Source organism: Allobosea sp. RIT-PG3_2, assembly GCF_057321085.1.
Window position 1 is genome coordinate 148,796 of the sequence record NZ_JBXWCA010000008.1, and the last position, 23,068, is coordinate 171,863.

Annotated in this window: 23 protein-coding genes; 11 read left to right on the top strand and 12 right to left on the bottom strand. The window is 65.4% G+C overall.

The window, feature by feature from the left end; genetic code table 11:
• The first annotated feature begins 29 nt into the window (after positions 1-29).
• Complete coding sequence (locus tag AC2FAN_RS21225) at positions 30-1,334, top strand: aminotransferase class V-fold PLP-dependent enzyme (protein WP_485176191.1); 1,305 nt, start codon at positions 30-32, stop codon at positions 1,332-1,334.
• A gap of 126 nt (positions 1,335-1,460) precedes the next feature.
• Here AC2FAN_RS21225 and AC2FAN_RS21230 read toward each other — a convergent pair whose 3' ends face one another.
• The 4 genes from AC2FAN_RS21230 to AC2FAN_RS21245 form a co-directional block, all read right to left on the bottom strand.
• Positions 1,461-3,083, bottom strand: coding sequence for a peptide chain release factor 3 (locus AC2FAN_RS21230; RefSeq protein WP_265050242.1), 1,623 nt, complete (start codon positions 3,081-3,083; stop codon positions 1,461-1,463).
• Positions 3,084-3,131: 48 nt separating this feature from the next.
• Positions 3,132-3,908, bottom strand: coding sequence for an ABC transporter permease (locus tag AC2FAN_RS21235; RefSeq protein ID WP_265050241.1), 777 nt, complete (start codon positions 3,906-3,908; stop codon positions 3,132-3,134).
• Positions 3,905-4,846 carry an ABC transporter ATP-binding protein gene (locus tag AC2FAN_RS21240; RefSeq protein WP_265050240.1) on the bottom strand — a complete coding sequence of 314 codons (942 nt, stop codon included), beginning with the start codon at positions 4,844-4,846 and terminating at the stop codon, positions 3,905-3,907. Before AC2FAN_RS21240 ends, AC2FAN_RS21235 begins: the two co-directional genes overlap by 4 nt.
• A 301-nt stretch (positions 4,847-5,147) precedes the next feature.
• Entirely contained in the window at positions 5,148-5,798 is a 651-nt protein-coding gene (locus AC2FAN_RS21245; RefSeq protein WP_485176193.1) for a hypothetical protein, read from the bottom strand.
• 205 nt (positions 5,799-6,003) lie between these two features.
• On the opposite strand from AC2FAN_RS21245, the gene AC2FAN_RS21250 reads away from it, so the two are divergent.
• From AC2FAN_RS21250 to AC2FAN_RS21265, 4 genes are read left to right on the top strand one after another with little or no spacing between them, the layout of a single operon-like run.
• A complete protein-coding gene (locus AC2FAN_RS21250) occupies positions 6,004-6,372 on the top strand; it encodes a DMT family transporter (RefSeq protein WP_485176194.1) in 369 nt (122 codons plus the stop codon).
• 8 nt (positions 6,373-6,380) lie between these two features.
• Entirely contained in the window at positions 6,381-6,506 is a 126-nt protein-coding gene (locus tag AC2FAN_RS21255) for a hypothetical protein (RefSeq protein ID WP_485176195.1), read from the top strand.
• A gap of 4 nt (positions 6,507-6,510) precedes the next feature.
• Positions 6,511-7,515, top strand: coding sequence for an NAD-dependent epimerase/dehydratase family protein (locus tag AC2FAN_RS21260; RefSeq protein WP_485176197.1), 1,005 nt, complete (start codon positions 6,511-6,513; stop codon positions 7,513-7,515).
• A complete protein-coding gene (locus AC2FAN_RS21265) occupies positions 7,512-8,960 on the top strand; it encodes an aspartate aminotransferase family protein (RefSeq protein WP_485176198.1) in 1,449 nt (482 codons plus the stop codon). The genes AC2FAN_RS21260 and AC2FAN_RS21265 overlap by 4 nt, the downstream gene beginning before the upstream one ends.
• A gap of 86 nt (positions 8,961-9,046) precedes the next feature.
• Here AC2FAN_RS21265 and AC2FAN_RS21270 read toward each other — a convergent pair whose 3' ends face one another.
• The 5 genes from AC2FAN_RS21270 to AC2FAN_RS21290 form a co-directional block, all read right to left on the bottom strand.
• Positions 9,047-9,340, bottom strand: a complete 294-nt coding sequence (locus AC2FAN_RS21270) for a hypothetical protein (protein ID WP_476806783.1) — start codon at positions 9,338-9,340, stop codon at positions 9,047-9,049.
• Positions 9,341-9,446: 106 nt separating this feature from the next.
• Entirely contained in the window at positions 9,447-10,760 is a 1,314-nt protein-coding gene (locus tag AC2FAN_RS21275; protein ID WP_485176200.1) for an FAD-binding oxidoreductase, read from the bottom strand.
• Positions 10,757-11,647, bottom strand: a complete 891-nt coding sequence (locus AC2FAN_RS21280) for a UbiA family prenyltransferase (protein ID WP_485176201.1) — start codon at positions 11,645-11,647, stop codon at positions 10,757-10,759. The genes AC2FAN_RS21275 and AC2FAN_RS21280 overlap by 4 nt, the downstream gene beginning before the upstream one ends.
• Positions 11,648-11,864: 217 nt before the next feature.
• The gene (locus tag AC2FAN_RS21285; protein ID WP_485176202.1) at positions 11,865-12,749 is read right to left on the bottom strand and encodes a tellurite resistance TerB family protein; all 885 of its coding nucleotides are present in this window, start codon (positions 12,747-12,749) and stop codon (positions 11,865-11,867) included.
• A 99-nt stretch (positions 12,750-12,848) separates the two neighbouring features.
• Positions 12,849-13,319 carry an Lrp/AsnC family transcriptional regulator gene (locus AC2FAN_RS21290; RefSeq protein WP_265050230.1) on the bottom strand — a complete coding sequence of 157 codons (471 nt, stop codon included), beginning with the start codon at positions 13,317-13,319 and terminating at the stop codon, positions 12,849-12,851.
• Positions 13,320-13,445: 126 nt separating this feature from the next.
• Between AC2FAN_RS21290 and hppD the strand changes: the two genes are divergently transcribed.
• On the top strand, positions 13,446-14,582 hold the full coding sequence (gene hppD / locus AC2FAN_RS21295) for a 4-hydroxyphenylpyruvate dioxygenase (RefSeq protein WP_265050229.1): 1,137 nt from the start codon (positions 13,446-13,448) through the stop codon (positions 14,580-14,582).
• A 171-nt stretch (positions 14,583-14,753) separates the two neighbouring features.
• Here the strand turns inward: hppD and AC2FAN_RS21300 are convergent, their stop codons facing one another.
• The 3 genes from AC2FAN_RS21300 to AC2FAN_RS21310 all read right to left on the bottom strand — a co-directional run bounded on the left by AC2FAN_RS21300 (position 14,754) and on the right by AC2FAN_RS21310 (position 17,438).
• Positions 14,754-15,557 carry an AprI/Inh family metalloprotease inhibitor gene (locus tag AC2FAN_RS21300; protein WP_485176203.1) on the bottom strand — a complete coding sequence of 268 codons (804 nt, stop codon included), beginning with the start codon at positions 15,555-15,557 and terminating at the stop codon, positions 14,754-14,756.
• The gene (locus tag AC2FAN_RS21305; protein ID WP_485176204.1) at positions 15,542-16,516 is read right to left on the bottom strand and encodes a 2-hydroxyacid dehydrogenase; all 975 of its coding nucleotides are present in this window, start codon (positions 16,514-16,516) and stop codon (positions 15,542-15,544) included. The genes AC2FAN_RS21300 and AC2FAN_RS21305 overlap by 16 nt, the downstream gene beginning before the upstream one ends.
• 145 nt (positions 16,517-16,661) lie before the next feature.
• Positions 16,662-17,438: a FadR/GntR family transcriptional regulator gene (locus AC2FAN_RS21310; protein WP_265050226.1), complete on the bottom strand. Its 777-nt coding sequence runs from the start codon at positions 17,436-17,438 to the stop codon at positions 16,662-16,664.
• Between the two features lie 237 nt (positions 17,439-17,675).
• Here AC2FAN_RS21310 and AC2FAN_RS21315 point away from each other — a divergent pair, with 237 nt between their 5' ends.
• The 5 genes from AC2FAN_RS21315 (at position 17,676) to AC2FAN_RS21335 (ending at position 23,063) form a co-directional block, all read left to right on the top strand.
• Entirely contained in the window at positions 17,676-18,728 is a 1,053-nt protein-coding gene (locus AC2FAN_RS21315) for an ABC transporter ATP-binding protein (protein ID WP_265050225.1), read from the top strand.
• A 113-nt stretch (positions 18,729-18,841) separates the two neighbouring features.
• On the top strand, positions 18,842-20,146 hold the full coding sequence (locus AC2FAN_RS21320; RefSeq protein WP_485176205.1) for an ABC transporter substrate-binding protein: 1,305 nt from the start codon (positions 18,842-18,844) through the stop codon (positions 20,144-20,146).
• Between the two features lie 66 nt (positions 20,147-20,212).
• A complete protein-coding gene (locus AC2FAN_RS21325) occupies positions 20,213-21,169 on the top strand; it encodes a carbohydrate ABC transporter permease (RefSeq protein ID WP_265050223.1) in 957 nt (318 codons plus the stop codon).
• A complete protein-coding gene (locus AC2FAN_RS21330) occupies positions 21,162-22,064 on the top strand; it encodes a carbohydrate ABC transporter permease (protein WP_265050222.1) in 903 nt (300 codons plus the stop codon). The genes AC2FAN_RS21325 and AC2FAN_RS21330 overlap by 8 nt, the downstream gene beginning before the upstream one ends.
• A 93-nt stretch (positions 22,065-22,157) precedes the next feature.
• Positions 22,158-23,063 carry an NAD(P)-dependent oxidoreductase gene (locus AC2FAN_RS21335; RefSeq protein WP_485176206.1) on the top strand — a complete coding sequence of 302 codons (906 nt, stop codon included), beginning with the start codon at positions 22,158-22,160 and terminating at the stop codon, positions 23,061-23,063.
• Positions 23,064-23,068: the final 5 nt, after the last annotated feature.

The following is a 23,068-nucleotide window of genomic DNA, read 5'->3' on the forward strand; positions in this document are numbered from 1 at the left end:
TGCGCAAGCCGTCTCAGGAGATCACGAGCATGTCGAACCCGTTCCCGCAGACCAGCCGCCGTGCGCTGTTGCTTGGGTTGGGGACCGTTGCGCTGGCGGCTCATGCGGCGCCGGTTCTCGCGCGTTCGTTGCCGGCGCTGCCGACATCGAACCTCGGAGCCGATACGAACTACTGGCAGGCCGTTCGCGGCCTCTACAGCGTCACGCCCGACATGGTGAACCTCGAGAACGGCTATTGGGGCATCATGGCCGAGCCGGTGAAGGCGGAATACAAGCGCCTGACCGATTTCGTGAATTTCGAGAACACGGTCTATGCCCGGACGAAGATCGGCAAGGATCTCGACGACGTCCGGACGCCGCTCGCGGAATTTCTCGGCGTCGCCCGCGAGGAGATCGCGCTGTCGCGGGGCGCGACCGAGGCGCTGCAGGCCCTGATCTCCGGCTACAACAAGCTGAAGGCCGGCGACACCGTGCTCTATGCCGATCTCGACTATGATTCGATGCAGTACGCGATGAACTGGCTCAAGGACCGGCGCGGTGTCGAGGTCGCCAAGTTCGACATTCCCGAACCTGCGACGCGTCAGGCCGTGCTCGACGCCTATGACGCCGCGCTGAAGGCGAATCCGAAGACCAAGCTCCTTCTGCTGACCCATATCAGCCACCGCACCGGGCTGATGATGCCGGTGAAGGAGATCGCGGCCATGGCCAGGGCGCGCGGTGCCGATGTCATCCTCGACGCCGCCCATAGCTGGGGCCAGGTCGACTTTAGGGCCAAGGATCTCGGCGTCGATTTCATCGGCTTCAACCTGCACAAATGGATCGGCGCACCGCTCGGCGTCGGCATGATCTACATCGCCCGGGACCGCCTCGCCGACATCGACAGCTACATGGCCGACGAGGATTTCAAGGCCGACGACATTCGTTCGCGCCTGCATACCGGCACGCCGAATTTCGCGGCGCAGCTTGCCGTCCCGGCCGCGCTTGCGCTGCATCGGGAGATCGGGCCTCAGGCCAAGGAGGCGCGCTACCGCCACCTGCGCAATTACTGGGTCGCCAGGGCGCGCGAGCTGAAGGGCGTCGAGATCCAGACCCCTGACGATCCGGGCATGGTCGCCGGCATCACCTCTTTCGCGCTGGCCGGCAAGCGCTCGGCGGCGGACACCAACGCGATTGTCGCGGCGCTGCGTGACCAGCACAAGGTGATGACGGTGCGTCGCGGCGGTGTCGCCAAGGGCAACACCATCCGCATCTCGCCAGCGCCCTACATCATGGAAGCAGACCTCGACAGGTTCATCGCGGCGCTGGCGGTGGTGTCAGGCAATCGGGCGGGTTGAGCGGGAGGTCCGTCCCTCCTCCGAAGGGAGAAGGGAAGGCCAGCGCGGCTGATTTTTCACGGGAACGCACCGTCATCCCGGTCAAGCCCGGGATGACGCGATGGCTCCGGGCAAACGCAGCATGCTCTAGCCCTTCGTCACTTTCTGGTAGTCCTTCACGTCGGAGAAGGTGACGTCCGGAGCTCGCTCCGCATCGTATTTCAGCGTGAACTGGCTGGATGCCATGAAGACGGGATCGCCATCGAGATCGTCGGCCATCGAGGATGGCTTCAGGCCGACGAATTTCGCCAACGCCGCCTTGTCGTCCGAGGAGACCCAGCGCGCGATCGAGAACTGGCAGGGCTCGAAATCGACGGGGAGCGAATACTCGGCGTCCATCCGTTCCTTGAGCACGTCGAGCTGGAGCGCGCCGACGACGCCGACGATGGCCGGTGCGCCGTCATGCGGCAGGAAGAGCTGGACGACGCCTTCCTCGGCCATCTGCTGCAGCGCCTCGCGCAGCTTCTTGGCCTTCATCGCGTCCTTGAGCTTGACGCGGCGCAGGATTTCCGGCGCGAAGCTCGGCACGCCCTTGAAGACGATGTCCTCGCCCTCGGTCAGCGTGTCGCCGATGCGCAGGGTGCCATGGTTGGGCAGGCCGACGATGTCGCCGGCGAAGGCCTCCTCGGCGATCGAGCGGTCGCGGGCGAAGAAGAACTGCGGCGCGTTGAGCGGCATCGGCTTGGCCGTCCGCACCAGCTTCGCCTTCATGCCGCGGGTCAGCTTGCCCGAACACACGCGCATGAAGGCGATGCGGTCGCGGTGGTTCGGATCCATGTTCGCCTGGATCTTGAAGACGAAGCCGGTCATCTTCGGCTCGCCGGCCTCGACCGGGCGCTTGTCGGCCATCTGCGCGCGCGGGCTCGGGGCATAGGCGCCGAGCGCATCGATCAGGTCGCGCACGCCGTAGTCGCGCAGCGCGGCGCCGAAATAGAGCGGGGTCAGGTGGCCCTCGCGGAAGGCCTGGAGATCGAATGGCTTCAGGCCCTCGGCGGCAAGGAAGACCTCCTCGCGCCAGGTCTCGGCGGCGCCGTGCGGCAGCAGCTCGTCGAAGAGCGGATCGTCCCAGCCGGAGACGCGCTGATCCTCGGCGCGCTCGTCGCCCTTCTGGTTGCGGCGGAAGGTGTTGGCCTTGAGATCGTAGGTGCCGACGAATTCGCGTCCGCGCCCGACCGGCCAGGTCATCGGCGCGACGTCGAGCGCCAGCGTGGTCTCGATCTCGTTGATCAGGTCGAAGGGGTCGCGCGTCTCGCGGTCGACCTTGTTGATGAAGGTGACGATCGGGATGTCTCTGAGGCGGCAGACCTCGAAGAGCTTCTTGGTGCGGTCCTCGATGCCCTTGGCGGCGTCGATGACCATCACAGCGGAATCGACGGCGGTCAGCGTGCGGTAGGTGTCTTCCGAGAAGTCCTCGTGGCCTGGCGTGTCCAGCAGGTTGAAGACGTGGCCGCCATATTCGAAGGTCATCACCGAGGTGACGACCGAGATGCCGCGCTGGCGCTCGATCTTCATCCAGTCCGAGGAGGTCTGGCGGCGGCCCTGCTTGGCGCGCACCTCGCCGGCGAGCTGAATGGCGCCGCCAAAATAGAGCAGCTTCTCGGTCAGCGTCGTCTTGCCCGCGTCCGGGTGCGAGATGATGGCGAAGGTGCGCCGGCGCGCGTGAGGTGCAGCGTTGGCTGCAGCCGCCTCGATGGTCGAAAGATCGGTCATGGCCCGCTTCAAGACGGATGCGACGCGGAAGTCAACGGCGATGCGTGGTCAGTTCTTGAGCCGGTAGCCCGTCTTGAAGATCCAGCCGACGGCGGCGATGCATGCGACCAGGAACAGCACGGTCATGCCCAGGCTGACGCCGAGGCTGACATCGGCGAGCCCGAAGAAGCTCCAGCGGAAGCCGCTGATCAGATAGACGACCGGGTTGAACAGCGTCACCGTCCGCCAGAAGGGCGGCAGCATGCTGATCGAATAGAAGGAGCCGCCGAGGAAGGCGAGGGGCGTGACGATCAGCAGCGGGATGACCTGCAGCTTCTCGAAGCCATCGGCCCAGATGCCGATGATGAAGCCGAACAGGCTGAAGGTCGTCGCCGTCAGCACCAGGAAGAGCAGCATCATGAAGGGGTGCTCGATCCGGAGCGGCACGAAGAAGGTCGCGGTGGCCAGGATGATGAGGCCGAGCAGGATCGATTTCGTCGCGGCGGCGCCGACATAGCCGATCACAGCCTCCCACCAGGCGACCGGCGCCGAGAGAAGTTCGTAGATCGTGCCGGTGAACTTCGGGAAGTAGATCGCGAAGGAGGCGTTGGCGATGCTCTGCGTCAGCAGCGAGAGCATGATCAGGCCCGGCACGATGAAGGCGCCATAGGGCACGCCCTCGATCGACTGCATGCGCGAGCCGATCGCACCGCCGAAGACGATGAAATAGAGCGAGGTCGAGAGCACGGGCGAGACGATGCTCTGCAGCGGCGTGCGCCAGGTGCGCGCCATCTCGAAGCGGTAGATCGCGGCGATGGCGCGCGGATTGAAGCTCGCGGCGCTCATGCCCGCTCCCTCACCAGGCTGACGAAGATGTCCTCCAGCGAACTCTGGCTGGTGCTGAGGTCGCGGAAGCGGATGCCGGCTTCCGACAGGGTCTGGAGCAGCGTGGTGATGCCGGTGCGCTCGGCCTGCGTGTCATAGGTGTAGACGATTTCGTCGCCGCCGGCGGAAAGCCTGAGATCGAAGCTCGCGAGAGCCTCCGGAAGTGCGGCGATCGGCTGCTGGAGCTGCAGCGCGAGCTGCTTCTTGCCGAGCTTGCGCATCAGCTCGGCCTTCTCCTCGACGAGGATGATCTCGCCCTTGGAGATGACGCCCACCCGATCAGCCATCTCCTCGGCTTCCTCGATGTAGTGGGTCGTCAGGATGATGGTGACGCCGTCATCCTTGAGCCGGCGCACCATCTGCCACATGTCCTGCCGCAGCTCGACATCGACGCCGGCCGTCGGCTCGTCGAGGAAGAGGATGCGCGGCTCGTGCGAGAGGGCCTTGGCGATCATCACGCGGCGCTTCATCCCGCCGGACAACATGCGGATCTGGCTGTCGCGCTTGTCCCAGAGCGAAAGGTCCTTGAGGATGTGCTCGATCCGGCCGGGATCCTTCGGCTTGCCGAACAGGCCGCGGCTGAAGTTGACCGTGCCCCAGACCGTTTCGAAGGCGTCGGTGGTCAGCTCCTGCGGCACGAGGCCGATGGCGGCGCGGGCCGCGCGGTAGTCGCGCAGGATGTCGTGGCCGTCGGCGAGGACGGTGCCGGTGCTCGGACGCACCAGGCCGCAGATGATGCTGATCAGCGTGGTCTTGCCGGCGCCGTTGGGCCCGAGCAGGGCGAAGATTTCGCCTCGCCTGATGTCGAGATCGACCGTCTTCAACGCGCTGAAGCCGGAATCATAGGTCTTGGACAGGCCGGAGACCGAGATGATCGGGGGTGCGGAGGATGGAGGCATGGAGCGCATATAGGCCAGGTTGGGCTGCGTTGCGACCGGAGAAGCATGCGGGTGAAACATGATGGCCTGTCAGCCGGTGGCGGTACTGCGTTCCAAAAGCGGTACTGCGTTCCAAAAGAAGAAGGCCGGGCAGGAGCCCGGCCTTGATCCATGAACGGGGCAAGGCCCTATTTCATGAAGAACCATAGCAGGATGATGATCGGGATCGGAACACCTACAAGCCACAGGACAATGGAACGCATTTGCAGCCCCTCGTTGGAACGATGATGCTGCGGCAACGCTCGGCAGTGGGCGAAAGTTCCTAGGTGCCGGTGGGCCCCAAAGTCAGCAGAGCCTCCGCGCTCGGGTGCCAGACAGGGCGATAGCCCTGCGTCAACGCCGCCAGCGTGGCGGGCGGGGTCAGGACGGTCGCCATCCCCTGCGGCCGGTCGCGCCGCGCGACATAGCCGGCCGGCGACCAGAGCAGGGCCGAGGTTCCGCGCAGTGCCAGAAACGACTTGCCATCGTCGGAAAGCAGCATCGCGCCGTCTGGCAGCTGCTCGGTGGCCAGCCGATGCGTGCGCTTCGTCCGGCCGATCCGGCGGTCGGCATCGAGGATGCGATCCATTTCGGGGAAGAGCGGCGTCTCCGCGAGCCCCAGCCCCTTCACGAGCGCATCGCGATAGGCGAGCGCGTCGTGGCGACGGCATTCCATGCAGGGGCGGTGACCGGCGGCGAGCGCCGTCAGCTCGTCGCAGAAGAACAGCTCGGTGTAGCCGCGGCCCCAGACCCGGCGCCGGCGGTCCTTGAAGGAGAGCACGCAGCAGAGCCAGTGATGCGTCGCCTGCAGGCGCGAGGGCACCTCTTGCCGCTCGGGATCGTGGAAGCGGCCGCCCCGATTGCCGAAAAACAGGCCGCGCGCCGGATCGGCAAAGAGCGTGCCGTCGGGCCTGACGCGGTTGGGAAGAGGCATGACCGATCTCCGATCCGGGAGCCGGCAAGATTATTCCGTCCGATGTCAGATGGCGTCAGCGATCTGATCAATGGCGAATTTCGATGATCGCAGCAGCTTCCCCTTAACGCTACGATCAAGTCGGGCCAGGTCCCTAAGGCATTTGAAGTATTTTCCGCTGCATTCCCATGGGCGACAAAGCCATGCGGAGCCGGCCAGCACTACGATGAACACCTATCTTCCCCTGATCCTGTTCACGGTGCTGACCAATGCCGCCGCGCAGCTCATGCTGAAGCGCGGCATGAGCGGGGTCGGCTCGCTCGACGTCGCCGGCGACGGCCTGGTCGGCACGGTCTTCCGTGTCGTCTTCAACCCCTTCGTCTTCGCTGGCTTATGCACCTTCGTCATCAGCATGGCCTCGCATCTGATCGTCCTGTCGAAGGTGCAGATCAGCTACGCCTATCCGTTCCTGAGCCTCGCTTATGTCGTGGTCGCGGCCTACGCCTACTTCGTCTTCCACGAGGATCTGGGCGCCCTGCGCATCGCCGGCATCGGCTTCATCGTGCTCGGCACCATCTTCATCGCACAAAGCTGAGGGATATCATGGACCTGATCGTTCGCCTGTTCCTGCGCCTCGGCGCCCTGTTCGAGCCGCTGGCCGTGCCGCAGCCGATCCCCGTGCCCGTGCGCAACCGGCGCCCGCGCCTGCCGGTCGCTCCGAGGGGATGAGACGATGAAGCACATCATCATCGGCGGCGACGGCTTCGTCGGCTCGCATCTGGCGGCAGACCTGACGGCTATGGGCGAGGAGGTGCTGGTTGCGGACATCCACAAGAGCGGCCACGCGCATTACGCCAAGGTGCCGTTCCTGAAGATCGACGTCACCCGGGCGGAAAGCGTCGAGAGCATTCCGCTCTCGCCGGCGGACGTGGTCTACAACCTTTCGGCCAAGATGCTGTCCCCGATCGTGACGCGCGCGGAACGCCACGACTTCTTCTGGCCGGTGAACTATCACGGCACCCAGAACATCCTGAGCTGGATGGAGAAGAACGGCGCCGACCGCCTCGTCCATTTCACCACCGACATGATCTACGGCCATTCGGTGCGGGTGCCGCAGGACGAGACGCATCCGGCCAAGCCGCTCGGCGAATATGGCGAGAGCAAGCTGGCGACCGAGCGCCTCGCCGATGATTACCGGGCGAAGGGTTTCCGCATTCCGATCTTCCGGCCGCGGCTGATCATCGGGCCGGGCCGGCTCGGCATCCTGATCAAGCTGTTCAAGCTGATCGACATGAACCTGCCGGTGCCGATGATCGGCGGTGGCAACAACCCCTACCAGTTCATCTCGGTCTTCGACTGCGCCAGCGCCTGCGTGGCGGCGTGGAAGGCCGGCTTCCCGAACGAGGCCTATAATCTCGGCTCCGACGATCCGCCGCCGGTGAAGAAGCTGCTCGGCGACCTGATCAGGCATGCGGGCTCGAAATCGATCCTGCTGCCGACGCCGGCCTCGCTGGTGAAGCTGACGCTCGATGCGCTCGACGCCGTCAACCTGCCGATCATGGACCCCGAGCAGTATAAGATCGCCGACGAGATCTGCATCCTCGATACCTCCAAGGCCAAGCGCGAGCTCGGCTGGCGGCCGCAACATCGCGACGAGGACATGCTGCTCGCCGCCTATACCGAATATCGCAAGGCCAAGGATGGCCAGAAACAGGCCGAGAGGAGCCTCGCAGCATGAGCATGCCCGCCTTCAAGCACGAGGATGCCCCCATGACCGCCGCCCGGCCGCAGCTCATCAGCGTCGAAGCCGCCAAGCAGCTCGACGCGGCGCAGGTGAAGGAACTCTTTGCCGCCCATATCAACCCCGGCCAGCTGCACTTCCTGAAGCTGCTCGGTTTCGACAAGATCCTCGTCGATCGTGCCGAGGGCATGCACTACATCACCAAGGACGGCCGCAAAATCCTCGATTTCTTCGGCGGTTTCTGCTCGGTCGCCTTCGGCCACAACCATCCGCGCATCGTCGCGGCCCGGCAGAAGTTCCAGGACGAGAACCGCCATGAGATCTGCATGGCCTTCATGTCGCAATACGCCTCGGCGTTGGCGAAGAACCTCGCCACCATCGCGCCTGGCGATCTCGACATGGTCTTCCTCGGCTCGACCGGCTCGGAGGCGATGGAAGCGGCGCTGAAGGTCGCCGAGCAGGCCCAGGGGCCGGCCAAGTCGAAGATCCTGCACGCCGCGAACTCCTTCCACGGCAAGACCAAGGGCGTGCTCTCGATCACGGATTCGACGCTTTACCAGTCGCAGTTCAAGCTGGTCGAGAACCGGGTCAAGGTGCCGTTCGGCGACATCGCCGCGGTTCGGCAGGCGCTTGAGAGCGATCCGTCGATCGGCATCGTCGTGATGGAGACGATCCAGGGCGGCGGCGGCATCGTCGAGGCGCCGGAGGGTTTCTGGCGGGAGCTGCGGGCGCTCTGCGACAAGCATGGCGTGCTCTGGGTCGCCGACGAGGTGCAATGCGGGCTGGGCCGCACCGGACAGTTCTTCGCCTTCGAGCGCGACGGCGTGGTGCCTGATGTCACCGCGCTCGCAAAGGCGCTCGGCGGTTCCAAGGCGGCGATGGGCGCGATGATCGCGCGTCGCGAGATCTACATGAAGGCCTATGGCAAGCCGAAGAGCGCGCTGATCCATGCGCAGGCGACCTTCGGCGGCATGGGCGAAGCCTGCGTCTCCTCGATCGAGGCGCTCAACGTCCTCTACGACGAGGATTTGATGGGCAATGCGCAGCGCCAGGGCGATTATCTGATCGAGCGACTGAACGGGCTTCGTGCGAAGTATCCGACCCTGCTGAAGGAGATCCGCGGCCGCGGGCTGATGATCGGGATCGAGTTCCAGGACATCAGCGAGACCATGCCTTTCGGGGTGAAGCAGATGGTCGCGCTGCTCGACGACAAGCTGAAGGGCTCGCTCTGCGGCTTCGTCGGGGCGCTGCTCCTGAAGGAGCACGACGTGCTCGTCGCCTTCACCGAGTACAACCGCAACGTCATCCGGCTGGAGCCGCCGCTGATCGTCACGCGCGAGCAGTGCGATCAGTTCCTCGCGGCATTCGAGGATGTGCTGTCGCGCGGCGTGACCGGCATCGTCACCGGCTATCTGCGCAAGGTCGCCGCTGCCAAGGGCTGACGACGCGAGCATCGCCAACAAAAAAGAGGCCGGCTTGCGCCGGCCTTTTGAGTGTGGGGTCTCGAAACAGGGTCGTCCAGGGAAGCTCAGTAGTAACCGCAGACCCGGCGGTAGCCGATGACGTTGCCCCAGCGGTCGAAGCGCTCGACCATGTCGCAGGAGCGGACGGGGGCAGCGTAGTAGCCGTAGCCATAGGCCGGGCGAGCGGCCGAGGCGATGATGGCACCAGCGGCGAGCGCGCCGACCACACCGGCTCCGACGCCCCAGCCACCGTAGCCATAACCCCAGCGCGGGCGCGCCTCGGCGCCGGAAGCGATCAGGGTGGTGGCCAGGGTCACGGCCGCGAGGGTGGCGGTCACGGTCTTGCGGAACGTCGTCATGCTCGTCTCTCCCGACTGTTGCGAGAGCGAACCTTCGCCCTCCATGCTCATTGGTCGCGGAGCCTGGCGGGAAGGTTCAAAGCCGATGTCGATTTTTTTGGAGGCCTCAGCCGGCGCTGACGCGCCGCCAGAAATCCGAGGAGAAGCCCGGGTCGACATGAACAGCGAAGTCGCGCCAGCGGGGGAAGGAGGCCTCGAAGGTCGCCGCCGGCATGCGTGCATCCTTGTAGGGGTTGATCCGGCCGCCGGCGGCGACGGCGATACCGTCCAGTTCGGTCAACAGCCTTGCTGTCCTTTCCCCGCGATTGGGAAAGTCGAGCGTCAGCGTCGCTCCCGGCATCGGGAAGGACATCAGGCCGGGAGAGGGCCTGTCGCCGAAGAGCTTGAGCACCGTGAGGAATGAGGACTCGCCGGCGGCCAATGTCCGGTGCAGCATCGCCGCGACGGCCTCATGGGCATGGGCCATCGGGATCACGCACTGGAATTGCCGCAGGCCTTGCGGGCCGTAGGCGCGGTTCCAGTCGCGGACCCGGTCGAGCGGATAGAAGAAGGGGCGATACGGTACGCGCCGGATCGAGCCGTCGCGGGGCTGGGCGTTCCGATAGAGCCAGTTGAAGGCGTGAAGCGTCATCCGGTTGATGAGGGGAACCGGAGGCTTCAGCGGAAAAGACAGGCCGCGCGCGCTGCGGGGCGCCGCTTCGCCCGTGGACGGTGCGTGGTTGGCACGGAAGAAGACGCCCCGCCCGAAATTGGGGCCGCTGGCCAGAGAGTCGATCCAGGCGACGGTGTAGTCATGGGTCGCGTCGGATTCGGCGGCGATCTCGAAGAAGCGGGCGAGCCCGTCGAAATGCAGCACCTCCTGCTCCATCTCTGTCGAGGCGATCGGCATCAGCTGCAGGGTCACCTGCGTCACCAGCCCGGTGAGGCCGAGGCCGCCGACCGTCGCGGCGAAAAGTGCCGGGTTCAGATCCGGAGCACAGATCAGGCGCTGGCCATCGGAGCGCACCAGCTCCAAGGCGCGGACATGGCGGCCGAAGGTGCCGGCTCCGTGATGGTTCTTGCCATGGACATCGTTGGCGAGCGCGCCGCCGATGGTGACGAAGCTGGTGCCGGGCGTGACCGGCGGAAACCAGCCGGCCGGCACGGTGAACTCCAGCAGGCGGTCGAGCAGCAGGCCGGCCCCGCAGGTCAGCAGGCCGGTTTCGCGATCGAAGAACAGGATTTCGTCCATTCCGCGCGTGTCGATCAGCGCGCCGCCCTCGTTCAGGCAGGAATCGCCGTAGGAGCGGCCATTGCCGTAGGCGAGCGCAGGCCGCCGATGACGGCCGGGGGCATCGAGCCAATCCCGCGCATCGACGATCTCGCTGTCGCGGGCCGCGAGCCCGCCCCAGGAACGGTAATCGGCGAGGGGAGCTGTCACGGCAGGAGTGTCGCCGCGATCATGATCGCGACCACCAGCAGGCCCATGACCTGACTGCGCCAGTCGCGGATCATGAAGACGAGCGGGTCGTCCGGCATGTGGCCGCGACGTGCCAGGAACCAGATCCGCGCCATCTGGTAGAGGATGATCGGGCAGACCAGCCAGATCAGCTCGGGGTGCCGGTAGAGCTGCTTCACATTGGCACTGTCGACATAGAGCGCCATGATCAGTGCGCAGGTGCAGCCCGAGGCCATGCCGAGCTGGGAAAGGGCCTCGATGTCCTCGGCATGATAGCCGCGCCCGGCCTTCTTCAGCCCGGACTGATCCTGGGTGATCCTCAGCTCGGCATAGCGCTTCACCAGAGCGAGGCTGAGGAACAGGAACATCGAGAAGGCAAGCAGCCAGGACGAGACGGGGATGGCCGCGGCGGCATTGCCGGCGAGGATGCGCAGCGTATGCATGGCGGCGAGCCCGAGCACGTCGACCAGGAGCTTGCGTTTCAGGAACAGCAGATAGGCAAGCGCCAGGAAGAGATAGGCCAGCAGCGAAAGCGCGAAGATTTTCGGCTGCGGTACGAACATGACCGTCGAGAAGGCCGCGACGAGCAGCACGGGGACGGCAGCGTAAGCCTGCGTTTGCGTGATCTCGCCGGCTGCGAGCGGCCGCTTGCACTTCGTCGGATGGTGTCGATCGGCCTCGACATCCTTGATGTCGTTCAGGAGATAGATCGCCGAGGCGATCAGGCTGAAAGCGACGAAGGCAATCAGGCCATGCCAGAGCGCCTCGATGTCGAAAACGTCATGGTTCAGCAGGATCGGAATGAAGACCAGGCCGTTCTTCAGCCAGTGAAGCGGCCGCATCGCCCAGATCATTGCGGTCAAAGACATAGCCCGGCCCGTCGCTCCTGCGCATGCGCCGGCGCGCATGGCAGGCCCGGCGGCCGGTTACCCCGGCGCGGGCGTTATCGGCGCCAAACTCCTAAACGGGGGTGCATATGGCGTCAAAAACGAGCACTGATTTCAAATCCATGCTTAACAGCCCGCTTCCGCAGGCGGCGAACCCCGGCTGCATCGCTTCCGGCGGGTGTTGCCTGAAGCGAGGTATTCAGACCTTTGCGGCGCTGGCGGCGGCGTCGATATTGGCGACCAGCTCTGCGTCGAGCCCGAGAGAGCCGGCCAGACCGGCCAGGAAGTCCTTCTCGGGGGCGGTTTCAGGGTTGATGGCGATGCGCGCGGCCGTATAGATCTGCGCAGCGAGTTCCGGGCTTTCGGCGGCCTCGACGAGGGCATCGATCGATGCAGGATTCGCCATTTCCTTGGCCAGCCAGTCATGAGCCTCCTGGTCGAGGCCGGCTTCCTGAAGCCCACCGAGAATGGTGCTGCGCTCTTCCGTGTCGATATGCCCATCGGCGGCAGCCGCGGCGATCATGGCGCGGATGAAGACGAGGGCAGTGGCTTCGCTTGCCGCCTGCGGTTCGAAGCCGGTGCCGGCGGGGGCTGGCAGAACCTCCTGCTGGCGGCTGTCGAGCAGCGGCTTGCCGGCCTGGTAGTTCTGGTAGGCCTTGTAGGCGAGGCCGCCGATCAGGGCGAGACCGCCGAGCTTGGCGGCCGAACCCGCCACGGAGCGCCCGGTGCTGGTGCCGAATACCAGAGCGCCGAGGCCGCCGAGCACGGCCGTCGCCAGCGCAGGGTTGCTGCTGAACAGGCCCTTCGCCTGCTCGATGAGCTGGTCGGGCGTCCGGCCGCCCGTGACCTTGCCGAGGGCGTCGTTGGCGCCCTGCTGCACGCCGGTCTGGCGCGCGGCGTCGCCGACGCCCTGTGTGGCTTGGGTCAGGATCTGGCCGGCGAGACCGCCGAGGCCGCCCGAACGCTGCACCTGTTCCGCCAGACCGCCCAGCACTCCACCAAGACCACCCTGCTGCCCCGCCTGCGCACCTGCCTGGCTGCCGGCGCTGATCAGGGCGTCGAGCAGCGATTTGGCATTGAACATGGGAGTCTCCTGTCGTGGCGCAGTGCAATATGGTGCTGTCGGGATCGATCAGCCGTATGAAAGCGGCATGACAATGGCGCAGTTTGCATGGGCTCTGCGCTATGTCATCGGCAACGGCAGGAGCCCCGGCTCCTTCAGCGTCTCGAGCGCGATCTCGGAGCGAACGCGCGCCACGCTTTCATGCGGCATCAGGATTTCGTTGACGAGCCGGGCGAGCGCCTTGAGGTCGCCGACCGCGACCTTCAGCAGATAATCCGCCTCGCCGGTCAATGCGTGGGCTTCGAGGATCGACGGGGTTAGCCGGACGAGATCGCGGAAGCGCCGGGCATTGTCGCGCGAATGGGTATCGAGCGCGACATGGATGAACACGATGACGCCGAGGCCCACGGCGGCGGGTTCCAGCGCGGCGCGATAGCCGCGGATGACGCCATCCTGCTCCAGGCGCTGGCGGCGGCGCGAGACTTGGCTGGCGGAGAGCCCGATCTGCTCCGCAAGGGCGGCGTTGGTCAGCGAGGCGTCGCGCTGCAAGGCATCGAGCAGGCGCCAGTCGAGTGTGTCGAGAGTGGTCATATCGTGCGCTGTTTCGATCTGCTACGCGCGGATGATGCATCATTTGCGAGTCTGCGTACAGATTTGCACGCCTCATTCTCCTTTTCTGCGCGACCATGGGCCATCAACAGAACAGGAGGAATGTCCATGGGCCCCTTTCCGCATGATGCCGCTCCGCCCGAAATCTCCGATGCCAATCCGATGGGGACGGATGGCTTCGAGTTCGTCGAGTTCGCCCATCCCGAGCCTGAGAAGCTCGGCGCCCTGTTCGAGACGATGGGTTTCCAGCCGGTCGCCCGCCATCGCTCGAAGCAGGTGACGCTCTACCGGCAGGGCGACGTCAATTTCGTCGTCAATGCCGAGCCGGATTCCTTCGCCCAGGCCTTTGCGGCGGAGCACGGCCCCTGTGCCTGCGCGATGGCGTTTCGCGTCGTCGACGCCCAGCATGCCTTCGAGCGGGCGGTGTCGCTCGGTGCCGAACCCTATGAAAGCGCGATCGGCCCCGGCGAACTCGCGATTCCGGCCGTGCGCGGCATCGGCGGATCGCTGCTCTACTTCGTCGATCGCTATGGCGAGAAGGGCTCGATCTGGGATGTCGATTTCGAGTGGCTGGGAGAGCGCGATCCGCATCCCGAACAGGCCGGGATGTATTACCTCGACCACCTGACCCACAATGTCATGCGCGGCCGCATGGATCATTGGGCCGATTGGTACGGCGAGCTCTTCAACTTCCGCGAGATCCGCTTCTTCAACATCGAGGGCAAGTTGACCGGCCTGATCTCGCGGGCACTGACCTCGCCCTGCGGCAAGATCCGCATCCCGATCAACGAGTCGCTCGACGACAAGAGCCAGATCGAGGAGTATTTACGCCAGTACAAGGGCGAGGGCATCCAGCATGTCGCGCTCGGCGCGCGGGATATCTATGCCAGCGTCGAGCAACTGCGCCGCAACGGCTTGCCTTTCATGCCGGCGCCGCCCGAGACCTATTACGAGAAGGTCAACGGCCGCGTGCCGAACCATGGCGAGCCGGTCGATCGGCTGAAGGCCACCGGCATCCTGATCGACGGGGAGGGCGCGGTCGCGCTTGGCGAAAAGGCCGGCCGGATGAGCAAGGTGCTCCTGCAGATATTCTCGGGAACCGTGCTCGGGCCGATCTTCTTCGAGTTCATCCAGCGCAAGGGCGATGACGGCTTCGGCGAGGGCAATTTCCGCGCGCTCTTCGAGTCGATCGAGGAAGACCAGATCCGCCGGGGCGTGCTGAAGCCTGCGGAAGCGGCGGAATAGGGCTTCGGCCGGAGGCGCTGGATCGCGCCGTCTTTCGACGTAAATGTGCCGTCATTCCGGGCTTGGCCAGGAATCCATCTTAGAGCGCAGAGCCCTCCGATGGATTCCGGATCGGCGCCGCTAACGCGGCTTGTCCGGAATGACGGTGTTTCCGTACAAAACGAGCAAGCGCTACGGATTGAGTTTGCGCATCAGCAGGGGCGCGCCGACCGCAGGGTCCTTGCGCCACTGGCCGTTCTCGAAGACCAGATCGGTGCCGTGGCCGCGGCGCGCCACCAGCGTGAGCCTGCCGCCGGCATAGCGCCAGCCGGCAGGGTCGAAGATCGTGAGCCCGGTATCCTGGCAGGCGCCCTCGAAGGCCGCCGTCGCGCTCCCGTTCGCCGATGGCGGGGAAAGGACGAGGCGGCAGGCTTCGCGATTCTGCTGGCGCATCACCGAATAGCGCCCCGGCAATGCCTCGGCCGCCGGCGCTTTCGCCGGGTCGACGGCCGTTGGACGCTGGGCGGCTGTCGCCGCGGCGGTTGCGGAGTTCGAAGCACGGGGCGCTGCGGCGCGCGGATGATCCTTCGAGACCAGCCGATAGGCTTTGCCATCGCGCCCCTTGCCGTCGCTGCCGGCTTCGGGAGAACCTTTCTGAAAGCCGATCACTTCCTTGCCGCTGGTGTCAAGCAGCAGCGGCTGCCCGTTCGCGGCCAGCGTCCACGCCGCAGCCGTGTCGAGGATCGGCAAAGCGCGCCGGCAGGTGGCGGGGAAGCGGAGCTGGCGGACATTGCCGGTGGTTTCCGCCCCGAGGGTGACGGTGCAACTGCGCGTCGCACCCTCCATTTCGAGGTCCCAGGCGCCGAGCCAGCGGCGGATCGCCTCCGGGGCCTTATCGGCGCCGCGTGGAAGCGGCGCCGTCTGGGCGATGGCCGGCAGGTTGCCGGCGCCGAGGAGGATGAGCGGCAGCAGCCGGCGAATCAGGCCTTTTTCCATGGGGTCTCCGGCACGGGCGTCAGCGGGCCCTTGCCATCGAACCATGAAACCAGATTGTCGACCAGAAGCTGGCCCATCGCCTCGCGGGTGTGGACCGAGGCCGAGCCGACATGGGGCAGCAGCACGGCATGCTCGATCGCGATCAGCTCGGCCGGCACGCGCGGCTCGTCCTCGAAGACGTCGAGGCCGGCGGAGAGGATGGTCTTGTCCTGCAGCGCCTTGATCAGCGCCTGCTCGTCGATCACGGTGCCGCGGCCGACGTTGACGACGATACCGTTCGGTCCGAGCGCCTTCAGCACTTCGGCGTTGATGATGTGGTGCGTCGAGGCCCCACCCGGCGCGACCGAGATCAACGTGTCGACATCCGCGGCCATCTCGACGAGCGACGGATAATAGCGATAGGCCACGTCCTCCTGGCGCGAGCGGCCGTGATAGGCGACCGAGAGCCCGAAGGCTTCGAGACGATGCGCGACGGCCTTGCCGATGCGGCCGAGGCCGACGATGCCGACCGAACGCTTCCGCAGCGAGGTCGTCAGCGGATAGTTGGCCTTGAGCCACTTGCCTTCGCGCAGGTAGCGATCGACCTGCGGCAGCTGGCGGACGGTGGCGAGCAGCAGGCCGATCGCGAGATCGGCGACCTCGTCGGTCAGCACGTCGGGGGTGTTCGTCACGACAACGCCACGCCGGCCGGCTTCGGCCGCGTCGACGTGATCGTAGCCGACGCCGAAGCTGGACGCGATCTCGAGCTTGGGAAGCGCGTCGAAGAGTGCGCCATCGACCCGGTTGTGCCCGCCGCCGGCCGCGACGCCGCGCACGCGGCCCGAGACCTGCCGCAGCAGGGCGGCGTGGTCCGGCGCTTTCCAGAGTTCATGCACGACGAAGCGGCTTTTCAGCTGATCGGCGGCATAGGCCATCAGCGGGCCGGTCTGAATGATCTCGGGCTTGTCGGAGGCTGTCATCTCGCGCTGTCCATCAGTCTGGGAGGAACGTTGATTCGTGGCTTATGAATCGATTAAAATGAAACTACGCAGCTTGGCAGGCCAATCTAGCCGTGCCGTCGCATGAGCGATACCCGAAGACGCCCCGCAGCAGAGCGCTGGGCGCTTATTTAGTATGCTTTATTCGCATGATTTTTCCGGTCTCGGTGGCATTGTGCGTGCCGATGGAGGCCAGCGTCGTGTTCAGGCTATCGATCACAAGTCCGGCCATGCGGGCCGAGGCCAGATCGCCGTCGCGGTCGATGATGGCGAGCAGCACATGCTCGTGATCGGGCAGCGACTCGACATAGGCGACCTCGTCGCCGGTCTTGAGCAGCAGCGACCATTGCAGCGTGGCGATGACGGCGCTGGCGAGGCATTGCAGCGCCGCATTCTGAGCCGCGGAGAAGATCGCTTCATGGAAAGCGAGATCGGCGCGGATCGTCGCTTCGGCATAGGGCGGATTGTCGACCATGCCGCGATAGGCCGCCTCGATCCGGGCGATGTCGGCAGAGGTCCGGCGCTGGGCGGCGAGCCGGGCCGCGCTGGGCTCGACGAAGCGGCGCAACTCGAAGAGATCGCGAATGAATCGCTCGTTCGGGTCGGCCTCGAAATGCCAGGAGAGGACATCCGGGTCGAGCAGGTTCCAGCGTTCGCGCGACGCGGCGCGGGTGCCGCTCTTCGGGCGCGCTTCCACCAGCCCCTTGGCCGTCAGGACCTTGACCGCCTCGCGGTAGGCGGTGCGCGAAACCGAGATGTCCGAGCGCAGATCGTCCTCGTTGGGCAGGACCTCGCCCGCCTTCACGCGGCCGGTGATGATCGCCACCGCGAGCTTCTGTGCGACCTGGCCGAAGAGGCGGTCCGGATTGAGAGTTGTCGGCCGCGAGAAGTCGCGCACGCGCATCGGTAGCCCCTCCCTCGATCGCCTCGCCGCGGCCCCGTATCGGGCGCGAGGTGCAGGCCATGGCGGCGCTTGACACGCCCGCTTCTATCGTATGACTTTATCGCAGACTGGAACGGACACAATCGCCAGAAGCAGGCGAGGTCCGCTTTCATCATTCGGTCACAAGAAACCGATTGTGGTCGCTAACTGCCTGCTCGACGGGCGGTGCGACAGGGAACGGAAAGCAGGGAAGACGGCATGGCTTCAGTCCAGATCGCCGATGTACGCAAGGCGTACGGGTCTACGCAGGTCATCCACGGCGTCGACATCGACATCAACGACGGCGAATTCGTCATCCTCGTCGGCCCCTCGGGCTGCGGAAAGTCGACGCTGCTGCGGATGATCGCCGGGCTCGAGAACATCTCGGGCGGCGAGATCCGGATCGGGCCGCGCGTGGTGAACGACGTGCCTCCGAAGGAGCGCGACATCGCCATGGTGTTCCAGAACTATGCGCTCTATCCGCATATGACGGTCGCCGACAACATGGCCTTCTCGATGAAGCTCCGGAAGGCGCCGAAGGCCGAGATCGACGAGCGCGTCAACAAGGCGGCGCAGATCCTCGGGCTGAACAATCTGCTCGAGCGCTTTCCGCGCCAGCTCTCGGGCGGCCAGCGGCAGCGCGTCGCCATGGGTCGCGCCATCGTCCGCGATCCGCAGGTCTTCCTGTTCGACGAGCCGCTCTCGAACCTCGATGCCAAGCTGCGCGTTCAGATGCGCACCGAGATCAAGGAATTGCACCAGCGGCTGAAGACCACGACGGTCTACGTCACGCACGACCAGATCGAGGCCATGACCATGGCCGACAAGATCGTCGTCATGCATGACGGCATCGTCGAGCAGATGGGCGCGCCGCTCGATCTCTACGACAATCCGGCGAACCTGTTCGTCGCGGCCTTCATCGGCTCGCCGTCGATGAACTTGCTCAAGGGCAAGATCACGGCCAACGGCTTCGAGACCGAAGGCGGCGTCGTCTGGCCGATCGGCCAGCATCCGGCGGATTCCGAAGGGCGCGCGGCCGTGCTCGGCATCCGCCCCGAGCACTTCCAGCTCGATCCGAATGGCCTGAAGGCCCAGGTCGCGGTCGTCGAGCCGATGGGCTCGGAGACGCAGGTCGTCGTCCGCTGCGGTGGGCAGGACCTGACCTGCATCTTCCGCGAGCGCATCACCGCCAAGCCGGGCGAGACCATCGGCATCACGCCCGACACCAGCGTGACGCATCTCTTCGACGCTGCGACCGGCAAGCGGCTCTAACGAATTCGCCGCCCGCGAGCCGGGCGGCGGATGACGGCTGTCCAACGCCCATAATCCATGCAGGACGGAGGTCCCATGCAGGCCTCCGCCGCGCCAACGGAGGAGACGGTTTCATGAGCATTTCCAGAAGAGACGTGCTGATCGGCGGCGCGGGGCTTGCAGCAGGGGCCACGTTGCCGCTGGCGCCTGCGATCGCACAGGCCAATATCGAGAAGGGCGCGACGCTGCGCGTCCTGCGCCCGACCAAATTCGTCGATCCCGACCAGGCGATCTTCAACGAGAACACCGAGGCCTTCACCAAGGCGACGGGCGTGCCGGTCCGGGTCGACTATGCCGGCTGGGAAGACCTGCGGCCGCAGACGGCGGTCACCGCCAATACCGGTGCCGGGCCCGATATCGTCGTCGGCTGGGCGGATGATCCGCACATCTTCTCCGACAAGTTGATCGACCTCACGCCGATCGCCGAGGATCTCGGCAAGAAATATGGCGGCTGGTACCCGATCGCCGAGAAATACGGCAAGAAGGACAAGACCAACCAGTGGATATCGATCCCGATGGGCGCTTCCGGAGCGCCGGCGGTCTATCGCGAATCCTGGGTCAAGGAAGCGGGCTTCGATACCTTCCCGAAGGATCTCGACGGCTTTCTCAACCTCTGCCGCAAGCTCAAGGCCAACGGCCATCCGGCCGGCTTCGCGCTGGGCAACGCGGTCGGCGACGGCAACGCCTTCTGCAACTGGCTCGTCTGGACCCATGGCGGCTACATGGTCGACGAGAACAACAAGGTCGCGATCAATTCGAAGGAGACGGTCGCGGCACTGAAATACGCCAAGGCGCTCTACGAGACCTTCATCCCGGGCACGCTCTCCTGGCTCGACATCAGCAACAACAAGGCGCTGACGGCGGGCGAAATCGGCGTCACCCAGAACGGCGTCTCGCTCTACTTCTCGATCAAGAACTCGAAGGACGAGAAGACCGCGGCGATCGCCAAGGACCTGAACCACGCGACCATGCCTGTCGGCCCGTTCGGACGCCCGTCCGAGCCGGCCCTGGTGATCAACGCCATGGCGTTCAAGCACACCAAGTTCCCGAACGCGGCGAAGGAATATCTCCGCTTCATGATGGAGAAGGAGCAGTACGACAAGTGGCTGACCGGCTGCTTCGGCTACTGGACCCAGCCGCTGAAGGGCTTCGCCGAGAGCAAGGTCTGGTCGGGCGACCCGAAGATCCTGGTCTATCGCGACACCTGGGAGCGCGCGCTCTGGAGCGGCTACAAGGGCTCGATCAACGAGGCGGCCGGCACGGTCAACGCCGAATACGTCGTCGTCCAGATGGTCGCCTCGGTCTGCGCCGGCCAGGCGACGCCGGAGGAAGCGGCCGCTGAAGCCGAGCGCCGCGCCAAGCGCTACTATCGGACCTGACCCGCTTTTCCCGGCCGCCGTCCATGGTCGGCGGCCGGGAATGCCGGTCCAAAATGCGAGCGCGCCATGGCGATAGCTGCCGTCGAATCGCGAACCGTTTACAGCCTGCAGCAAAACTGGCTGGTGCGTCTGTTCGACTATAAACCGTTCCTGATCTTCCTCTGCCTGCTGCCCGCGGCGGGCTTCCTGCTGGTCTTTCTCAGCTACCCGCTGGGCCTGGGCATCTGGCTCGCCTTCACCGATACGCGCATCGGCCGCGCCGGTAATTTCATCGGGTTCGAGAATTTCCAATCGCTCTGGTACGACCGGGTCTTCATCACCGCAGTCTGGAACACGCTGCTCTATACGGGGGTGGCGACGATCGGGAAATTCGCCCTCGGCCTGTGGCTGGCGTTGCTGCTCAACAACCATCTGCCGATGAAGTCGCTGCTGCGGGCGATCATCCTGATTCCCTGGATCGTGCCGACGGTGCTCTCGGCCATCGCCTTCTGGTGGATCTACGATCCGCAGTTCTCGATCATCTCCTACGTGCTGGTCGACGTGCTCGGCTGGCGCGACACCTATATCGACTTCCTCGGACAGCCCTGGCCGGCGCGCTTCTCGCTGATCGCGGCGAATATCTGGCGCGGCATCCCCTTCGTCGCGATCTCGCTTCTCGCCGGCCTGCAGACCATCTCGCCGGCGCTGTACGAAGCAGCGATGCTCGATGGCGCCAATGCCTGGCAGCGCTTTCGGCATGTGACCTTCCCGATGCTGATGCCGATCCTGGCGATCGTGCTGACCTTCTCGGTGCTGTTCACCTTCACCGATTTCCAGCTCGTCTATGCCATCACCCGCGGCGGACCGGTGAACGCGACGCATCTGATGGCGACGCTCGCCTTCCAGCGCGGCATTCCAGGCGGTCAGCTCGGCGAGGGCGCGGCGATCGCGGTGGCGATGATCCCGTTCCTCGTGATGGCGACGCTGTTCAGCTATTTCGGCCTTGCCCGGCGCAAGTGGCAGCAGGGGGAAGACAATGACTGATCAGGCCCTCAGCGCGCGTCCGCATCTCAAGGACAAGGAGCGTGAAGGCGTCATCGACTGGTCGTCCGGCCCGCGGCGCTTCATCATGCTTTACCTGCCGCTGTCGCTCTTCCTGCTCGTGCTGCTGTTCCCGTTCTACTGGATGGCGATCACCGCGATCAAACCGAACGCGGAACTGCTCGACTACAAGAACAACAACCCGTTCTGGGTGAAGTCGCCGACGCTCGAGAACATCAACAAGCTGCTGTTCCAGACCGATTATCCGCAATGGCTCTGGACCACGATGATGGTCGCGGCGGTGGCGACTGCGCTCTCGCTGTTTTCCAGCGTGCTCGCCGCCTATGCGATTCAGCGGCTGCGGTTCAAGGGCTCGCAATATGTCGGACTCGCGATCTATCTCGCTTATCTCGTGCCGCCCTCGATTCTGTTCATCCCGCTGGCGACGCTGATCTTCCAGTTCGGCCTGTTCGACTCGCCGCTGGCGTTGATCCTGACCTATCCGACCTTCCTCATCCCCTTCTGCACCTGGCTCCTGATCGGCTATTTCAAGTCGATCCCCTATGAGCTCGAGGAATGCGCGATGATCGACGGGGCGACGCGGCTGCAAACCCTGTGGCGCATCACCTTGCCGCTCGCCATGCCCGGCCTGATCTCGGCCGGCATCTTCGCCTTCACCCTGTCCTGGAACGAGTTCATTTATGCGCTCGCCTTCATCCAGTCGGCGGAGAAGAAGACTGTGCCGGTCGCGGTGCTGACCCAGCTCGTGGAGGGCGACGTCTATCACTGGGGCTCGCTGATGGCCGGCGCGCTCTTGGGCTCGATCCCGGTCGCGATCCTCTATTCCTTCTTCGTCGACTATTACGTTGCCTCGATGACGGGTGCGGTGAAGGAGTAACCGGCTTCGGCGCCGGCCTGGCGCGGGCCGGCTTCCCCCATCGCGGGCATGGCGTGAGCCGTGCCCGCTTTCGTTCAAAGAGTGTCCGTTCGCATGACCGATAAACCGATCTCCACCATCGCCTTCGTCGGGCTTGGCGCCATGGGCGCGCCGATGGCCGAGAACCTCGTCAGGAAGCAGTTCCGCGTCACCGGCTTCGACATGCGCGAGGCGGCGCGAGAGGCGCTGGTCGCCGCCGGCGGGCACGCCGCTATCAGCGCCAGGGACGCTGCGGACGGTGCCGAAGCGCTGGTGCTGATGGTGGTCAACGCCGCCCAGGCGCGCGCGGTGCTGTTCGAGGCTGGCGCGCTGGAAGCGCTTGCTCCTGGCGCGACCGTGATCCTGATGGCGACCTGCCCGCCGGGTGAGGCGGAGGCGATCGCGGCGGAGGTCGTGAAGACAGGCCGGCATTTCATCGATGCCCCGGTCTCGGGCGGCGTCAACGGCGCGCGCAACGCGACGCTGACGATCATGGTCGGGGCGCCGAGCGAGAGCTTCGCGCGGGCCAAGCCTGTGCTCGACGCGCTCGGCGACAAGGTCTTCCATGTCGGCGAGAAGGCGGGGCAGGGCGCGACGGTGAAGACCGTCAACCAGCTCCTCTGCGGCGTCCATATCGCCGTCGCCGCCGAGGCGCTGTCTCTGGCCGAGAAGGCCGGCATCGACGGCCGCCTGCTGTTCGAGATCATGGGCGGCTCGGCTGCCTCGTCCTGGATGCTCAGGGATCGCGGGCCGCGCATGCATGAGCCCGATCCGGCCGTGGCGAGCGCGGTCGACATCTTCGTCAAGGATCTCGGCATCGTGCTCGATGCCGGGCGCGCGGCGAAGACGGCGCTGCCGCTGGCGGCGGCGGCCCATCAGATGTTCCTCGCTTCGTCCGGCCTCGGCCATGGCGGGCGCGACGATTCGCAGGTGGTCAGGGCCTACCGGGCGCTCAACGCGAAGCCCGCCAACGATGCCTGAGCCCG

What these genes read in the sequence shown, in the direction of transcription:
- AC2FAN_RS21225 (WP_485176191.1), top strand. Translation starts at nt 30, where the DNA reads ATGTCGAACCCGTTCCCGCAGACCAGCCGCCGTGCGCTGTTGCTTGGG.
- AC2FAN_RS21230 (WP_265050242.1), bottom strand. Translation starts at nt 3,083, where the DNA reads ATGACCGATCTTTCGACCATCGAGGCGGCTGCAGCCAACGCTGCACCT.
- AC2FAN_RS21235 (WP_265050241.1), bottom strand. Translation starts at nt 3,908, where the DNA reads ATGAGCGCCGCGAGCTTCAATCCGCGCGCCATCGCCGCGATCTACCGC.
- AC2FAN_RS21240 (WP_265050240.1), bottom strand. Translation starts at nt 4,846, where the DNA reads ATGCCTCCATCCTCCGCACCCCCGATCATCTCGGTCTCCGGCCTGTCC.
- AC2FAN_RS21245 (WP_485176193.1), bottom strand. Translation starts at nt 5,798, where the DNA reads ATGCCTCTTCCCAACCGCGTCAGGCCCGACGGCACGCTCTTTGCCGAT.
- AC2FAN_RS21250 (WP_485176194.1), top strand. Translation starts at nt 6,004, where the DNA reads ATGAACACCTATCTTCCCCTGATCCTGTTCACGGTGCTGACCAATGCC.
- AC2FAN_RS21255 (WP_485176195.1), top strand. Translation starts at nt 6,381, where the DNA reads ATGGACCTGATCGTTCGCCTGTTCCTGCGCCTCGGCGCCCTGTTCGAG.
- AC2FAN_RS21260 (WP_485176197.1), top strand. Translation starts at nt 6,511, where the DNA reads ATGAAGCACATCATCATCGGCGGCGACGGCTTCGTCGGCTCGCATCTG.
- AC2FAN_RS21265 (WP_485176198.1), top strand. Translation starts at nt 7,512, where the DNA reads ATGAGCATGCCCGCCTTCAAGCACGAGGATGCCCCCATGACCGCCGCC.
- AC2FAN_RS21270 (WP_476806783.1), bottom strand. Translation starts at nt 9,340, where the DNA reads ATGACGACGTTCCGCAAGACCGTGACCGCCACCCTCGCGGCCGTGACC.
- AC2FAN_RS21280 (WP_485176201.1), bottom strand. Translation starts at nt 11,647, where the DNA reads ATGTCTTTGACCGCAATGATCTGGGCGATGCGGCCGCTTCACTGGCTG.
- AC2FAN_RS21285 (WP_485176202.1), bottom strand. Translation starts at nt 12,749, where the DNA reads ATGTTCAATGCCAAATCGCTGCTCGACGCCCTGATCAGCGCCGGCAGC.
- AC2FAN_RS21290 (WP_265050230.1), bottom strand. Translation starts at nt 13,319, where the DNA reads ATGACCACTCTCGACACACTCGACTGGCGCCTGCTCGATGCCTTGCAG.
- hppD (WP_265050229.1), top strand. Translation starts at nt 13,446, where the DNA reads ATGGGCCCCTTTCCGCATGATGCCGCTCCGCCCGAAATCTCCGATGCC.
- AC2FAN_RS21300 (WP_485176203.1), bottom strand. Translation starts at nt 15,557, where the DNA reads ATGGAAAAAGGCCTGATTCGCCGGCTGCTGCCGCTCATCCTCCTCGGC.
- AC2FAN_RS21305 (WP_485176204.1), bottom strand. Translation starts at nt 16,516, where the DNA reads ATGACAGCCTCCGACAAGCCCGAGATCATTCAGACCGGCCCGCTGATG.
- AC2FAN_RS21310 (WP_265050226.1), bottom strand. Translation starts at nt 17,438, where the DNA reads ATGCGCGTGCGCGACTTCTCGCGGCCGACAACTCTCAATCCGGACCGC.
- AC2FAN_RS21315 (WP_265050225.1), top strand. Translation starts at nt 17,676, where the DNA reads ATGGCTTCAGTCCAGATCGCCGATGTACGCAAGGCGTACGGGTCTACG.
- AC2FAN_RS21320 (WP_485176205.1), top strand. Translation starts at nt 18,842, where the DNA reads ATGAGCATTTCCAGAAGAGACGTGCTGATCGGCGGCGCGGGGCTTGCA.
- AC2FAN_RS21325 (WP_265050223.1), top strand. Translation starts at nt 20,213, where the DNA reads ATGGCGATAGCTGCCGTCGAATCGCGAACCGTTTACAGCCTGCAGCAA.
- AC2FAN_RS21330 (WP_265050222.1), top strand. Translation starts at nt 21,162, where the DNA reads ATGACTGATCAGGCCCTCAGCGCGCGTCCGCATCTCAAGGACAAGGAG.
- AC2FAN_RS21335 (WP_485176206.1), top strand. Translation starts at nt 22,158, where the DNA reads ATGACCGATAAACCGATCTCCACCATCGCCTTCGTCGGGCTTGGCGCC.